General features: G+C 67.5%; 11 protein-coding genes. 3 read left to right on the top strand and 8 right to left on the bottom strand.

Going from position 1 to position 14,974, the window contains the following annotated elements; genetic code table 11:
- Positions 1–9: 9 nt before the first annotated feature.
- Positions 10–1,575: a mannose-1-phosphate guanylyltransferase/mannose-6-phosphate isomerase gene (locus tag OHZ10_RS25535; protein WP_174991825.1), complete on the bottom strand. Its 1,566-nt coding sequence runs from the start codon at positions 1,573–1,575 to the stop codon at positions 10–12.
- Positions 1,572–2,156 carry a hypothetical protein gene (locus OHZ10_RS25540; RefSeq protein WP_059240744.1) on the bottom strand — a complete coding sequence of 195 codons (585 nt, stop codon included), beginning with the start codon at positions 2,154–2,156 and terminating at the stop codon, positions 1,572–1,574. Before OHZ10_RS25540 ends, OHZ10_RS25535 begins: the two co-directional genes overlap by 4 nt.
- A gap of 1,340 nt (positions 2,157–3,496) precedes the next feature.
- On the opposite strand from OHZ10_RS25540, the gene OHZ10_RS25545 reads away from it, so the two are divergent.
- Positions 3,497–4,888, top strand: coding sequence for a sigma-54 dependent transcriptional regulator (locus tag OHZ10_RS25545; protein WP_174991824.1), 1,392 nt, complete (start codon positions 3,497–3,499; stop codon positions 4,886–4,888).
- Positions 4,889–4,928: 40 nt separating this feature from the next.
- Here the strand turns inward: OHZ10_RS25545 and OHZ10_RS25550 are convergent, their stop codons facing one another.
- The 6 genes from OHZ10_RS25550 to OHZ10_RS25575 form a co-directional block, all read right to left on the bottom strand.
- On the bottom strand, positions 4,929–7,382 hold the full coding sequence (locus tag OHZ10_RS25550) for a glycoside hydrolase family 2 protein (RefSeq protein WP_425394783.1): 2,454 nt from the start codon (positions 7,380–7,382) through the stop codon (positions 4,929–4,931).
- Positions 7,383–7,411: 29 nt separating this feature from the next.
- Complete coding sequence (locus OHZ10_RS25555; protein WP_342704691.1) at positions 7,412–8,467, bottom strand: DUF1839 family protein; 1,056 nt, start codon at positions 8,465–8,467, stop codon at positions 7,412–7,414.
- Positions 8,464–9,438, bottom strand: a complete 975-nt coding sequence (locus tag OHZ10_RS25560; RefSeq protein WP_342704693.1) for an amino acid--[acyl-carrier-protein] ligase — start codon at positions 9,436–9,438, stop codon at positions 8,464–8,466. The genes OHZ10_RS25555 and OHZ10_RS25560 overlap by 4 nt, the downstream gene beginning before the upstream one ends.
- Complete coding sequence (locus OHZ10_RS25565) at positions 9,435–10,631, bottom strand: acyl-CoA dehydrogenase family protein (RefSeq protein WP_059236940.1); 1,197 nt, start codon at positions 10,629–10,631, stop codon at positions 9,435–9,437. Before OHZ10_RS25565 ends, OHZ10_RS25560 begins: the two co-directional genes overlap by 4 nt.
- The gene (locus OHZ10_RS25570; RefSeq protein WP_059240742.1) at positions 10,628–10,879 is read right to left on the bottom strand and encodes an acyl carrier protein; all 252 of its coding nucleotides are present in this window, start codon (positions 10,877–10,879) and stop codon (positions 10,628–10,630) included. The genes OHZ10_RS25565 and OHZ10_RS25570 overlap by 4 nt, the downstream gene beginning before the upstream one ends.
- A 180-nt stretch (positions 10,880–11,059) precedes the next feature.
- Entirely contained in the window at positions 11,060–11,842 is a 783-nt protein-coding gene (locus OHZ10_RS25575; protein WP_226195986.1) for a Crp/Fnr family transcriptional regulator, read from the bottom strand.
- 921 nt (positions 11,843–12,763) lie between these two features.
- On the opposite strand from OHZ10_RS25575, the gene OHZ10_RS25580 reads away from it, so the two are divergent.
- Both OHZ10_RS25580 and OHZ10_RS25585 read left to right on the top strand, forming a co-directional pair.
- Complete coding sequence (locus OHZ10_RS25580; protein WP_059240741.1) at positions 12,764–13,546, top strand: Crp/Fnr family transcriptional regulator; 783 nt, start codon at positions 12,764–12,766, stop codon at positions 13,544–13,546.
- A gap of 11 nt (positions 13,547–13,557) precedes the next feature.
- Entirely contained in the window at positions 13,558–14,964 is a 1,407-nt protein-coding gene (locus OHZ10_RS25585) for an undecaprenyl-phosphate glucose phosphotransferase (protein ID WP_342704699.1), read from the top strand.
- The last annotated feature ends 10 nt before the right edge of the window (positions 14,965–14,974 follow it).

A 14,974-nucleotide genomic window follows, 5' to 3' on the forward strand; every position in this document is an offset into this window, starting at 1 on the left:
GCCCCGCGGTCAGCGCGCATCGTTCGCCGTCGGCAGCGCGAGCGCGGGCGGCGTCGGCGCATCCGGTTCCGGCGGTGCGCAGGTCGGCCGGCCATACTGGTCGTCGAAGCGGACGATATCGTCTTCGCCGAGATAGTCGCCCGATTGCACCTCGATGATTTCGAGCGGAATCCGGCCGGGGTTCTCGAGACGATGCACTTCGCCGACCGCGATATACGTCGACTCGTTCTCGCAGAGCAGGAACGTCTCGTTGCCGCGCGTCACCTTCGCGGTGCCGCGCACGACGATCCAGTGCTCGGCGCGGTGATAGTGCATTTGCAGCGACAGCCGCTTGCCGGGCTCGACGACGATCCGCTTCACCTGGAAGCGCTCGCCGAGATCGATCGAATCGTAATGACCCCACGGCCGTTGCACCTTGCGGTGCTCGCTCGCCTGCGGGCGCCGGTCGGTCTTCAGGCGCGCGACGATGTTCTTCACGCGCTGCACGTCGTGCTTGTTCGCGACCAGCACCGCATCGGGCGTCTCGATCACCACGACATCCCTCATCCCGACGCAGGCGACGAGGCGGCCCTCCGAGCGCACGAGGCTGTCCTGCGTGTCCTCGAACACGATCGGGCCGCGTGCGACGTTGCCGTGATCGTCCTTCGGCATGATTTCCCAGATCGCGTCCCACGTGCCGACGTCCGACCAGCCGGCCGCGAGCGGCACCACGATGCCTTCGATGCCGAGTTCGCCGTGCTCCGCGAGGCGCTCCATCACCGCGTAGTCGATCGAATCCGACGGGCACGCGTCGAAGGCCGCCGCATCGATCCGGAAGAACGGATCGTCGGCGACACCCGCGCGCCAGGCCGCTTCGCAGGCCGCGTGGATATCCGGTGCGAGCGCACCGATCGCCGTCAGCCAGACCGAGGCGCGCGTGACGAAGATCCCGCTGTTCCACCAGTAGTCGCCCGATTGCAGGTAGCGCTCGGCGAGCACCGCGTCGGGTTTTTCGACGAAACGCCCGATCGCGTAGCCGCCTTGGCCGCCGTGGCTGCCGGTGCGCGGCTCGCCGACCTGGATGTAGCCGTAGCCGGTCTCCGCGCGACGCGGCAGCACGCCGAGCGTGACGATCGCGCCTTCCTGCGCGTAACGTGCCGCGCGTGCGATCGCGTCCTGAAACGCACCGACGTCGACGATCACGTGATCGGCCGGCATCACCGCGAGCACCGGATCGTCCGCGAGGGCGCTCGCGTCGAGTGCGGCAAGCGTCAATGCGGGCGCGGTGTTGCGCGCGGCCGGTTCGAGCAGGATGCGGGCCGGCGCCGAGCGGCCGAGCACCTGCTCCGCGCTCATGAAGCGATGCTGCTCGCCGCACACCAGCAGCAGCGTGTCGCCGAGCGATGCATTGGTGATGCCGTTCAGGCGGCGCGCGGTCGCCGACAGCGGCGACTCGTTCGAGATCAGCTCGATCAGCTGCTTCGGATACTGCTCGCGCGACAGCGGCCACAGCCGCGTGCCGGAGCCGCCGGCGAGGATCACCGGCAGGATGCTCGGCAGATCGGGTTCGGGAACCGGGCGAAGGGTGCGGGTCATCGGTTGGCTCCGGTATCGGCGGGCAGCCGGCTGTGAGCGCGCCCGTCCGCATGCGTGTCGTCGCTGCGCGAGCGCGAGGCCGACACGGCCCGGGACAGCAGGTGGCGCAGTGTGCCGGCCGCGCGGTCGGCCGACCGGACCAGGCCGACGAACGGCGCACCCTGTTCGAGATACGGGCCGTAGGCCTTGCGGAAACCGAAACGCTTGTAGAACGCCTGACGCGGCGCGGGGACGTGCGTGCGCACGGCGGTGTCCGGCCACGCGGCCTGCGCGGCCGCGAGCGCGCGTCCGATCAGCCGCTCGAGCGTGTCGTCGTCGCGACAGTGCTCGCTCGTCAGTACCTTGTCGATCACGACGTCCGGATCGATGTCGTCGCCGGGCAGGATGCGCGCGTAGGCCGCGACTTCCGTCGTGTCGCCGTCGCGCACGCTCGCATAGACATGCAGCGCGCCTGCGTCCTTGCCGTCGATGTCGAGATGCGTGTGCGCGTCCTCGACCACCAGCACGGCGTTGCGCGCGCGCAGGATTGCATAGAGATCGACGGCGCTCAGATGTTCGAATTCACAACAATGCCATTCCATGATGCGGTCCTCGCGTGATGCCTTCGGCACGCCGCGCCGCACGGACGCGATCGTTCCGTGCTGCGCGGCGATCTTCATCATCCGGCTGCGCGGCGCACCGGTCTGTTCGAAAGCGTACTCACGCTCCGGATCCGCGCTGCCGGCGCGGGATGCGGGGCGATGCGCGCGCCACGGGAGTGGCGCAATGTGCGGTAGCACACATCGTCGAGGCCGGCGCTTTTTCATAATTGATTCATCGTGGCGGCCCGCGGCGATGCACGGCTGGCTGACATCGCATGCGAATGACGCACCCGGGGGCAGGACTTGAAGATTGCGATCGTTCACGACGGACCGGTCGTGCATGACGGTGCCGGCTGTGGCGCTGGCTGCGTTGGCCTCGTCGAATTCCATCGGAACCCTGCGTGCCTGAGCGGCACGTACGTCCTCCATCCACAAGCTGCCGTTCGCGCGCAGATGTGGCCGCAGCAATTTGCCGTTGCTTCCGCTCGCGGCGGGCCCCGCGATCTGACCGGTCACGGCCGCGGGTCGCCGCCGGTGTGCCGGGGCCATGCTGCATTGCGGGAAGCGGCGGCCGGCGCCACCGGTTTCTCGCCGTGCAACGGCAAGTCGCCGCAAAATGGCAGGCACGGGCCCGGCATTGCGAGCAGGCGGCGTGCCGCGACGCGGTTGATTACGACGTGTAACGGCCGAGCGTGCCGCATGCCGCTGCGATGCGAGGCGGCGGCCCGGCGGTGCGCGTGATTATGCGGTGCGTGGCATGCGGTGCCGGCCGTTTTCGGGGATTTCGATGAGAATCGCAGGCAATCGGCAGTGCCAATCTTGCGGAAAAGTAGTATTTGCCACTGATTGACGGCAATGGTCGTAGATAATCAAATCTCAGTGATCAAATACGCATGGCGCGGGGTGACCGGTGGTGTAACCGCCTGATTCAGGATTATCTTTTGGTAACAAGACCATCTCGAAACGGGGTGTAAATTCAGGGGCGAATGAAATGGGGCAGTCAATCCGAGTGCGGTTTGGCGGCCATCCGGTTCAGCATCGGGCGCGACTGTCGTGTACGACGCGACGCACATGCGGACGGCATTTCCGTTTGCCGTGGTGTCCTGCCTGACGGCGGGTCGTTTCAAAGCCGGAATGTCGCGACTCCCGCAGCCGCGCATTCCGTTCGAGTTCGATGACAACGAGGCCGGATGACATCCGGCTCGACCTCCGGGGGTTCTCGCCGTGTGCAGTTTCGATCTTCGCCAAGGCTGCGGAAACGCAGCGCGGACAGGTGGCCATGCGCCGCCGGCCGCAGCGCACGCGAACGGTTCGCGGAGTGGAGATAGTGATGGTTCGTTATGAATATGCCAATAACGCGCGATAAGAGCGCCGGCGCGGGGAGCGGTAACGGGCAACGTCCGCTGATCTACTGGACGCAGGCGCCGTCCGTGATGCTGCGAAAAGAACTGTCGCGCCGCGACTGGAAGGTGTCGATCGTCGCGCATGCGAACGAGTTGCGCGACACGTCCGGTGAAATCACCTGCGGCATCCTCGACCTGAGCGGCGGTCATGCCGATGCGATCGGCAGCATCGCGTCGACCTGCGCGTCGATGCGAGACGTCGTCTGGGTGGCGCTCGTGGACGTCGGCCAGACCGCGTCGCCGAACGTGCGCGCGCTGTTGCGCGACTACTGCTTCGACTACGTCACGTTGCCCGCGTCGCACCAGCGGATCGCCGATACGGTCGGCCACGCGTACGGCATGGAATGCCTGTTCGCACGCGATCGCGAGCAGCTCGAATCGGAAGAAAAGGGCATCGTCGGCACCTGCAGCGCGATGCTGCGGCTGTTCGATACGGTGCGGCGTTTCGCGCGCACCGACGCACCGGTGTTCGTGTTCGGCGAAACAGGAACGGGCAAGGAACTGACGGCCGTCGCGATTCATCGTCATTCGGAGCGGCGCAACGGCCCGTTCGTCGCGGTCAATTGCGGCGCGATTCCGCCGCATCTGCTGCAATCCGAACTGTTCGGCTATGAGCGCGGCGCGTTTACCGGCGCGAATGCGCGCAAGATCGGTTATGTCGAAGCCGCGAACGGCGGCACGCTGTTGCTCGACGAGATCGGCGATCTGCCGCACGAGAGCCAGGCGAGCCTGCTGCGGTTTTTGCAGGAGCGTGCGATCCATCGTCTCGGCGGCAGCGATCCGGTGCCGGTCGACGTCCGGATCGTGTCGGCGACGCACGTCGACCTGCGCGACGCGATGGAGGAAGGGCGTTTTCGTGCCGACCTGTTCCACCGCCTGTGCGTGATGCGCATCGACCAGCCGCCGCTGCGCGCACGCGGCAAGGACATCGAACTGCTCGCGCATCACATGCTCGAGCGCTTCCGCGGCGACGCGCGCCATCGCGTGCGCGGGTTCTCGACGGATGCGATCACGGCACTCTACAAGCACGACTGGCCGGGCAATGTCCGCGAACTGATCAACCGCGTGCGCCGCGCGGTCGTGATGACCGAGGGGCGCCTGATCACCGCGCAGGACCTCGAACTCGAATACTGTCTCGACGCGGCGTCGCCGTCGGTGGCGGACATCCGCAAGTCGATCGAGCGCGAGGCGATCGAAACCGCGTTGCTGCGCACGCGCGGGCGCGTCGCGGCTTCCGCGCGCGAACTCGGCGTGTCGCGCGCAACGCTGTATCGCTGGATGGAGGCGTACGGCATCGAGCGGCCGCGCGGGACGGGCTCGTCCGACTGAGATTCGACGGCGCGACGCTCGCGGGGCTGCGCGCGTCGCGTCAATCCGCCTGCGTGGCGCGCACCGCGCGCGCGGCGTTCACGGCGCGGATGTCCACCGCAGGCGGTACGTTGGCGTCAGCGGCCGGTTGCTTTCCGCCGGTTCCCAGCGGCATGAGCGCGATGCGCGCCGGCATGCCGGGCGCGAGATGGAACCAGTCGTCGCTCGGCATGAAACCCGGTGCGTCGATTTGCACATGGCGCGCAACGTGCCGCGTGTCGATGTCGACGTGCCAGGTATCGCCGGTGCGCGACACGCATGCCTCGATGCCGGGTTCGCGGCGCGCCAGCACGGCCGGATGCGTGCGGGACGGGAAATGGAACGCCTGCGACAGCAGCGTGCCGTCGTCGGCGCGAAGCGTCGCGACGACCGTATCGTGTTCGCAGGGCCCGAAACGGTACGCGTAGGTCCAGTCGAAGAAACGGCCGAGCAACTCGGCCGAGCCGAGCCGCACCGTATCGTGCGCGGCGATCCGCACCGGGCAGCCGGCCCGCGCGACCGGCGTGCGGCCGTCGCGCAGCGCGACCAGCTCGATCGCCGCCGACAGCGGCGCCGGGCGCTCGTTGATCACATGCACGTCGAGCCCGTTCAAGCCTTCGTCGACGAGCAGCACCTGAACCGGCTGCAGCACCTGGCGCAGTGCGTACCACGCCGATTTCGGCCGGTGCGCGGCGTCGATCACGCCCCATCCGGCGCCCGGCATCGCATCCAGGAACTGCCACACGAGTGCGCCGGCGCACCGCGAGCCGGCCCGTCGCCATTCGGAAAACGTCTCGCGCATCAGGTCAGCGATCACCGCGCGCGACAGTTCGAAGTAGCGGGCCGGATCCTCACGCCGCAGCCGGTCGGGCGCAACGTCGTACAGCGTTTGCAGATAGTGGTCGCGGATATCGTCGAAATCCCACGACGTGCCGGGGTCGCGCGGCACGGCCGCCTTCCAGCGCGGCTCGTGCACGCCCGGCCAGCCGAGTTCGGCGAGCGTTGCATCGCACGGTACGTTCGCGAACGCGAGGCATTCGCTCGCGAAGCGCACGTCCGCACGGCGCGCGTCGTCGAGCGGGCGCAGGTAGGCGCCGACGCCGTAGTAGTGCGACACGCGTTCGCGCGGCGTGAACGGCAGCACGCCGCCGTCGGGCGAATCGGGCACGTACGGGACATCGGGGCGGTGCGAGGCCGCGTGGCCGGCCAGCCGGTCGGCGGTCAGCTCGACGAAGCGCTGCTTCGGCCCGAGCCCCGACATCGCCGCCTGCTGCGCGATCTCGCTGCCGCCGCACAGCACCGCAAGCGACGGCGATGCGCGATGACGCACGAGGAATTGACTCGCTTCGCGATCGATGTCGTCCGCGAACGCGGGATCGTCGAGCGCGTAGTCGAAGTTCGCGAACATGAAGTCTTGCCAGACCAGCAGGCCGAGCCGGTCGCACCACGCATGGAACGCGTCGGCTTCGTAGGTCATCGTGCCGCCGACGCGGATCATGTTGAAGCCGGCGTCGCGCGCGAGCCCGAGCAGGCGGCCGTAAGTCGCGTCGTCCGCGTGCAGCGCGAGCGGCGCGGCGCTGCTCCAGCATGCGCCGCGCGCGAACACGGGCACGCCGTTGATGCGCAGCCCGAAGCCCTTGCCGTCGGCACCGGTGTCGATCTCGATCGTGCGGAAGCCCGTCGAGCCGAGCGGCCGGCGTGCGTCGCCGAGATGCAGCGTGACCGCGTAGAGGGCCGGCTCGCCGTGCGTATGCGGCCACCAGCGACGCACGTTCGGCACCGCGACGCTCGCGCGCAGCCGGTCGGCGCCGGCCCGTTCGAGCGTCGCGTGATGTTCGCCGCACGACAGCCGCGCGGCGAGCGTGTCGGGCAGCGGTGCGGCGAACGTCAGTTCCGCGTCGAGCCAGCCCGTGTCGCCTTCGACGCGCGCGTGCAGGTTGCAATCGGCGAGAACGGGCCCGTCGGCCGGATCGAGCACGTCGACCGGGCGCCACGGGCCAGCCGGCACATACGGCGGGAACCAGCCGGGCATGTGCCCGAACAGCGACGTGCGGACCGTGCGCAGCGCGGCCGGCTCGGCCAGCCGCGTGCGCCAACGTGCACGGCGCGGCGCGCGCGCGTCGCGCAGGTGCGGCGCGAGTGCGCGGAAACAGAGGGTCAGCCGGTGTGTGCCGTCGAGCGACACGGGGATGTCGTGCGCGACGAACATGCTGTCCGAGCGGAGGAGCGGCGTGTCGTCGAGCCACGCCTGCGCGAGCGTCGCGAGGCCGTGGAAGCGCAGGATGCGCGGCCCGCGCCCGCGCAATTCGATCCGGTACCAGTGGTCGCGCTCGTCGAGCGACCCGGCTTCGTCGAGCCGGCCGGCCAGCGCAAGCGCCTGCGCGACCGTGCCGGGCACCGGCGCCGCGATCCAGCCGCCGTGGTCGGCCGGAAGGTCGCGTGGTGCCTGCAGGGCGCCCGCGGCCGTCGCCAGCATCGACCATGCGGGCAGGGTCCGCGCGCGCGTCACCGCATGGCCGGCACGGGGGCCGCGTCGTAATGGACGGGCGTCACGTGGCGCAGCGGCGAACCGATTTGCCGCGCGCACGCGACGACGTCCGCATACGCGGCCTCGATGGCTTCGAGTGTCGAATCGCCGCGCTCTTCCTTGCCGCGCGCGCAGGCGCGCGCGAGCCGGAATTCCAGCACCATCGCTTCGGACGCGATGCGATCGCACGCGGCGCGGATCTCGGCGAACGGTCCGACGCAGCCGCTGGCCTGCAGCCAGCGGGCATAGTGGCCGAACAGTTCGAAGTTCGCGCCGAGCTGCCGCACCGAGTTGAACGAATACGCATGGAAGTGGTCGAGCGGCGAATCGGCGAGGGTCCGCGCATCGGTCTGCAACTGCCGCCGGAATGCCGCGATCGGATCGACGACCGGCAGGCGCCGCAGGTGGCGCTGCAGCGCGGCGAGCGACGCTTCGCAGAGCGCGCGTTCGTCGAGTGGCGCAAAGCGTCGCTTCGCGCACTCGACGTACGGAGGCAGCGTCATCGGCGAACTGGCGCCGACGAGCCCGTTGTAGTCGAAATCCTCGGCGACGTAATAGCCGCTGTTGTGGAAATAGCCGATCTGGCGCTTCGCACGGTCGATCGCATCGATGCCGATCGTCGTCTTCGTGTGCTGCGTGCGGTAGCTGCTGCCGCGCGTGTCGGGCAGGAACCATGCGTCGACCTCGACGATCATCAGGTGCCCGCGCGCGACCTGCGTTTCGATGTGCTGGTCGAGCGGTTCGTAGATCGAATGTTCCTGCACGACGATCCCGTAGAGCCGCTCCAGCTCGTCGTGCGGAAACTTGAAGAACGTGAACTGGTCGCCCTCGAAATCGAGCGCGATCGTGAACGGCAGTGCCGCATACGGATTGAAGCCCCACCACCGGAGCACCTCGAGCCACATGTCGACGTAGCAGTTGGTCTGTTTCCAGACCATTTCCTGGCTGTGCAGCGGGTGTGGCCGGTAGTGGCGCGCGCGGTGGCGCACATCCTCGAACGACGCGTCTTCGCCGTCGCGGGAAACGAATCTCATGGCGTGCCCCACAGCACGTCGCGGACTTCGCGCGGCCATGCGTCGATATCGAATCCGTGGTGGCGGAACAGCGCGAGCGTGAGCCGTTCGAGGCCGAAGCCGACGCAGCCCGTGTGCGCGACGTCGTCCGTCGCGGTGCGGATGTCCCACAGCAGCCCGAAGTGGTCCATGTGATAGTTGAAACTCAGGCACGCGGTCTGGCGGCCGTCGTGCTCGATCGGGATCAGCAGCTCGAACTTCAGGTTCTGCTCGCGCTGGCTGTTCGCGACGATCTTGCCGCCGCGCCCGAAGAACGGATCGTTCGCGAGGTCGATCGCGTTCGGCAGGCGCAGCGCGTCGATCATGCGCGTGCCGCGCTCGATCCACGTTTCGCGGAACGCGACGATCTGCTCGGGCGTGCCAATCCGCACGTACTCGCGCATCCTGAACAGCTGCATGCGGGTCGGGTCGAGCGACGGCTCGTGACGGAAGCAGTACGAGAACACGTCGACGATCCGGCCGTCGGCGGGCAGCGCGCCCGCGCGCGCGACGACCGGATAGACCGGGTAGCACGCGGCCGGCGTCATCACGACGTAGGTCGGCTTCTGGTTTTCCGTCCAGTCGTCGCCGCGATCGAGGCATTGCAGCACGCGCTGGTGCTGTCGTTCGTCGCCGCAGAACGCGTGCACGCTGCCCGCGAGCTGCGGGAAGCTCTTCATGTATTCGCTGCGTTCGAATTCGGGGCGGCTCATCGCCGGCGGGAAACGCAGCACTTCGGCCTGTTGGTCAGCCCCGAGGCGCGTGACGAACGCGTCGAGCGCTTCGACGACGCGCTCGAACCGTTCGCTGCGGCCGAACAGGCCCTGGATGCCGGTCGAGACCAGCAGGCCGGCGTCGATCAGTTCGTCGCGCAGCGGATTGACGCCCGCACGGTCGAGCGGTGCGTCGGCGGGAAGGGAGGCGGCGGAGGGCACGGCGAGGCGGTCGTTCACGTATGTTTCTCCAGCGTCGCAGGACGCAGCGCGAGCAGCAGGCTCGCAGTGTTGGCGGCAATGCGGTCGTTGCTGATCATCAGCGGCGCCGCGTGCAGGTCGCGAATGTGGCGGCCGATGCTGAACGGCGAGCCTTGCTTGTAGCCGGCCATCCCGCAGATCATCATCGCCTGGTGCGCGACTTCGAGCGCGCTCGCCGACACGTAGGTCTTCAGCGTGTTGATCTCGGCGGCCCAGGCCATGCCGGCCGACCACGAGCGGGCCGACGCGTTCGCATGGAGGCGCAGCACGTTGTCGACGCGGGCCTGCATCGCCTGCATCAGCGCGAGCGATTCGGCGATGCGGCGCGCCGCGGGCGACGGTGCGCCGTCGGTCTGGCGAGCCTGCGCGCGGAAGAACTGGTGTGCGCGATGGAACGCGTCGCCGGCCACGCCGATCCAGACCGCGGCCCACAGGATGTGCGAGACCGGCACCATCGTTTCTTCGGCGATCTTCGCGAACGGCACCGGCAGGCACTGCACGGCGGCGCCCTGCGCGTCGAGCTCGAAGCCGTTGCTGCACGTGCCGCGCATCCCGAGCGTGTCCCATTCGCCGCGGCGCGTGAGCGTATAGCCGTCGCGCAGCAGCGTGACGAGCACCTGCTCGGACGCTGGTGCGTCCGCGTCGCGCCGCGCGGTCGCGAGGATGCCGTCCGCATAGTCGCCGTACGAGATCGTCGGCGCGGATTTGCGCAGCCGGAACCCGCCGCCGTCGGTTTCGAGCGCGCACTGGCTCGCGCGCAGGTTGCCGCCGACGCCGTCTTCCGACGTGGCCGACGCGAGCAGCCACTGGTGGCGCACGAGCTGCTGCAGGAACAGCTTGTGCCAGCCCTGGTCGGCGGCGTGGCTGACGATGCAGGCGACCTGGATCTGGTGCATCGCGAACACCATCGCCGACGATGCGCACGCCTGGCCGAGGATCGAACAGGCCGACGCAATGTCGTCCAGCGACGCGCCTGCGCCGCCGAGATGGGTCGGGACCATCGCGCCGAGCAGCCGGCGCGCGCGCATCGCCTCGATCGCCTCGACGGGGCAGCGCGCGTCGCGATCGACCGCATCCGCATGCTGGGCGGCGATCTGCGCGACGGCGTGCGCGGCCTCGTCGAGCCGATGCGAATCGCTGTCGGCCGCGAGTTCGGGGAGCAGCGCGCTCATGCGGAATGCTCGGTGCGTTGCAGCGTGGCGATGGTGTCCGCGAGTGCGTCGATGCTGCGGAACAGGTTGCGGTTCAGCATCTCGTCGGGAATCTCGATGTTGAACTGCTTCTCGATCGCGAGCATCAGCTGGATCGTGTCGAGCGAGGAGAGGCCCGCTGCGTAGAGGTCGTCCCCGTCGCCGATCGAATCGATCGCGGCTTCGAGATGGGCGACGTGCTTCAGGATGGTTCTGATTTCGTTTTTCACGTGCTGCTCCGGCGTGCGTGGTGTCGTCCGCTCGGGCAAACGCGCGATAGGCGCTGACGTCCCCCCGGCAGTCCGGCATCAGTAGACCATTGGCAGGCACGACGTTCTGTTCGCCACCCTACAAACAGCTAACCCGGAACCCGGACGGCGCCGCGGCGCCGTTCCGGTCCGGCACGCCAATCAGGCGCGCGAGGCGGCCGGTACGCCCGAATCGGCCGACAGGATGCGCTTCATCTCGTCGCGCACGATCGCGCGGCAGCCGCACGACATCTTTTCGAGGCCGTCGAGGTCGGCGAGCTCGATCGAGCTCCGGTATTGCCGGATCAGGCCGAGCTTCTGGATTTCGCCGGCGGCATCCGTGACCGTCTCGCGCCGCACGCCGAGCATTTGCGCCAGCATGCTGTGCGTGACCTGGATCTCGATGCTGCGCGTGCGGTCGAACGCGAGCAGGAACCATCGGCATAACTGATGTTTCAGCACGTGATGGCGGCTGCAGAACGTGATCTGCGAGACCTGCGCCATCAGCAGCCGCACGCAGACGAACACGAGGTGACGGATCACCGGCGATGCATCGAACGCGGCGGCGAACACGCGCCGGTCGAGCCGGTAGACGAAGCCGTCGCGGCATGCGACCGCCCGGCAGGGCATCCGGCCGCTGCCGCCGATCACGTCGTCGCAAACCACGCTCTCGCTGCCGATCTCCGCGACCTCCAGCGTCATGCCGCCGGACGACACGTACTGCAGCGAAATCGCGGTCGTGACGGGCAGGTAGACCGCGGCAAGCATTTCGCCGGGTTCGCAGAGCACTTGCCCCGATTTCAGGTGAACCAGTTGAAGGTGGGGCGTGAGCGTGGCGAGCTCGTCGCGGTCGATGGCCGCGAGAAACCGGTTGGCTTCGAAGCTGTGGGAAAGCTCGATCATGCCGTTCGCGTACGCGACGGCGTCAGGGGCCTGGTGAGTCACGGCACATCCTCGCAGGGTGGCGGTCGCGCGTCGTCGCGGCGATATCCCCGGGCGGGAATTTCGCACGATCGTGCGGACTTGTGTTCATCGAAAACAGAATGACGATGCTGGCAAAAAGGCTAGCACGCAATTGAATTCAGGCAATTGCGCATGACGTCATTTCACAAAGTTTGACGATTGCGATTGGGTGAAAACGTCATGCGGATTTAATGATTCATTTTCATGGAATTAATCATCTGGAAATGGAATGGCCTGCGTTCCTGTCATTCAGCTCCGAGCGGGAATCAATCGCGCAATGCCGCGCATCGTACTGCGAAAGTGTCGGTTGGACATTGAACATTATTTGACAAATAAACGGGTGTCGCAAGATTGTTTATTTAAATCAATGGCTTGCGTGGCATATGTGCGGTAGATGACAGAGCCGGATATGAGTGCGTCGATTCAGGCCTGAGACAGTTTCAAACGAGCGTGTGAAGCGTGGCGGCGCTCGAAAATACCGCCCGGTTCATCACGGAAACAATTGAAAATCGACTGTAAGTAATTGACCGGTAAGCGTTGCGGGGCAATGCGGTTGTGCCGCCGCGACGTGCGGGAATTAGTCAGTCGAATGGCGTTCTGTGTCCATCGCATGGAAGAGTGTCCGGAAATGAGACGCTTTTTACGGTTTGAGGCCGGTTATTCGGCCGATTTAAATCGGATGTGATTCATATATTAAGGATGGGCGGGTATTGGCACGTAAATCGCTTATTCGGGCTCGCGTGCCGAAACGGGACGGTCGACTCAATCCGGTGATGACAAGCCGACGGTCAGTCGGATTCAGGGTTGTGGGCCGCAACCGCTGTCAACGTCCGGGCGCGCATCGCGATAACGAGTTCCGTGCATGCGGCTGCAGGCGGCGCGGACAATAAAAGGGATACAGACATGCTTCATCTTCACTCGAGCTACTCGGCGAATGCCATCCTCGCTGCCCTCCCGGAGGACAGCATCCGCACCATCGCACCGCATCTCGAACTGGTCAGGATCAAGGCCGGGATGCTCGACCGGGTCGGCGAGCCGATGCGCCATCTGCATTTTCCGACGACGGCGATGATGTCGGTGCAGCACCTGATGGAGGATGGTGCGATGGTCGAGGTGGCGGTGGTCGGCCGCGAAGGCGTGGTCGGGCTGGGGACGCTGGTCGGGGGCGTCGCGGCGTCGAACCGGGTCGAGGTGCGCATCGGCGGGATGGCCTATCGTGTGCCGAGTTGCGTGATGCGCGCCGAGTTCGAGCGATCGCCGCAGACGTACCGGCTGCTGCTCAACTACTGCCAGGCGGCGATGGCGCAGATCTCGCGCAGCGCACTGTGCAACCGGCATCACTCGGTCGGCGAGCAGTTGAGCCGCTGGCTGCTGCTCGCGCACGACCGTATCGACGGCGACGAGCTGGCCGTCACGCAGCAGACGATCGCGAACATGCTCGGCGTGCGGCGCGAGGGCGTGACGGAGGCAGCGGGGAACCTGCAGGAAGCCGGGCTGATCCGGCAGCGCCGCGGCCGCATCACGGTGCTCGATCGCGACGGCCTCGAACATCACGCGTGCGAATGTTACGACCTGATCCGCGCCGACTATCGTCGCTTGCTCGGCACGCGCGGGAATGTGCGGCCGGCGCCGGTTCGCCCGCGCCTGCAGGAGGGGCGTTGCGGATTCCCGGCACATGGTGCGTGACGATGCCGTCGATGTCCGGTGGAACGAATGCGATGCGGCGTGCCGCGATCGCGGCGGCCGACGTCGTGCTCGTGCTGGCCGGGGCGCTTGCCGCGCAGGCGGCGTCGGGGCTGGCGTGGCGCGAACTGTCCGACGCGCAGCGCGGCGCGATCGCGCTGCTGTGTGTGCTGACGGTGGCGCTGCTGCCGCGCTACCTGCGCACCGTGCGCGGCGGCGTGGCGGCGCAGGGCGGCGCGCACGTGCTGACGCAGACGATGGTGGCGGTCGTGTGCGCGAGCGTGCTGACGGTGGCCGCCGCGATGTGGATCATGAATCGCGGCGGCACGGTCACGACCCGCTGGATCGTGCGCACGGTGCTGGCCGGCGACACGGCGCTGCTGCTCGGCCGCGCGGCGCTGCTGGCCCTTGCGCTCACGCGTGACGGTCCGCGAGCACGGCAGCGCCGCGTCGCTGTGGTCGGGGCAACCGCATACGGGCGCGTGGCAATCGAGCGGATGCAGCTCGCGCCGAATGGCCCGTTCGTGGCCGCATGCGTATTCGACGACGATGCCCAGGCTACCGCGGGCGGCATCGGCGGCGTCCCGGTGATCGACGACTGGAACGCGTTGCGCGACCTGATTCGCGGCGGCGGGATCGACGAGGTGTGGCTCACGTTGCCGATGTCGCATGAATGGCGGATCCAGCGCATCGTGCGCGAGTTGCGCGACGAATTCGTCGAGTTGCGGCTGTTGCCCGACGTCCGGCAGATGGCGGTCGTCGATCGCTCCGCGACCGACGTCCTCGGCATGCCGGCGATCAATCTCGCGACCACGCCGCGCGCGGCGCCGGAGCTGTGGGCGAAGTTCGCGTTCGACCGGCTGTTCGCGTTCGGCGTGTTGATTCCGTTGCTGCCGCTGCTGTCGATGCTGGCGATCGCGGTCAAGCTGTCGTCGCCGGGGCCCGTGCTGTTCAGGCAGCGCCGCAAGGGTGTCGACGGCCGCGAGTTCGACATCCTGAAGTTCAGGACGATGCGCGTGCATCGCGCGCAGCCGGGCGTCGTGCGGCAGGCGTCGCGCAACGATGCGCGCATCACGCGCGTCGGCGCGTTCCTGCGGCGCACGTCGCTCGACGAGCTGCCGCAGTTCTTCAACGTGCTGTTCGGGCAGATGTCGGTGGTGGGCCCGCGTCCGCACGCGATCGAACACGACGACTTCTATCGGCAACTGATCGATTGCTACATGTACCGCTACCGCGTGCGCCCGGGCATCACCGGGTGGGCACAGGTGAACGGCTATCGCGGCGAGACCCGCAAGGTCGAGGCGATGGCCGCGCGCGTGAAGTTCGATCTGTTCTACATGCAGAACTGGAGCTTCTGGTTCGACATGAAGATCATCCTGCTGACGGTCGTGCGCGGCTTCATCGGGCGCAATGCTTTCTGAGGATGACGAA

The sequence above is a fragment of the Burkholderia arboris genome, assembly GCF_038723655.1.
In the GTDB taxonomy this organism is placed as follows: Bacteria; Pseudomonadota; Gammaproteobacteria; order Burkholderiales; family Burkholderiaceae; genus Burkholderia; species Burkholderia arboris.

What these genes read in the sequence shown, in the direction of transcription:
- OHZ10_RS25535 (WP_174991825.1), bottom strand. Translation starts at nt 1,575, where the DNA reads ATGACCCGCACCCTTCGCCCGGTTCCCGAACCCGATCTGCCGAGCATC.
- OHZ10_RS25540 (WP_059240744.1), bottom strand. Translation starts at nt 2,156, where the DNA reads ATGGAATGGCATTGTTGTGAATTCGAACATCTGAGCGCCGTCGATCTC.
- OHZ10_RS25545 (WP_174991824.1), top strand. Translation starts at nt 3,497, where the DNA reads ATGAATATGCCAATAACGCGCGATAAGAGCGCCGGCGCGGGGAGCGGT.
- OHZ10_RS25550 (WP_425394783.1), bottom strand. Translation starts at nt 7,382, where the DNA reads ATGCTGGCGACGGCCGCGGGCGCCCTGCAGGCACCACGCGACCTTCCG.
- OHZ10_RS25555 (WP_342704691.1), bottom strand. Translation starts at nt 8,467, where the DNA reads ATGAGATTCGTTTCCCGCGACGGCGAAGACGCGTCGTTCGAGGATGTG.
- OHZ10_RS25565 (WP_059236940.1), bottom strand. Translation starts at nt 10,631, where the DNA reads ATGAGCGCGCTGCTCCCCGAACTCGCGGCCGACAGCGATTCGCATCGG.
- OHZ10_RS25580 (WP_059240741.1), top strand. Translation starts at nt 12,764, where the DNA reads ATGCTTCATCTTCACTCGAGCTACTCGGCGAATGCCATCCTCGCTGCC.
- OHZ10_RS25585 (WP_342704699.1), top strand. Translation starts at nt 13,558, where the DNA reads ATGTCCGGTGGAACGAATGCGATGCGGCGTGCCGCGATCGCGGCGGCC.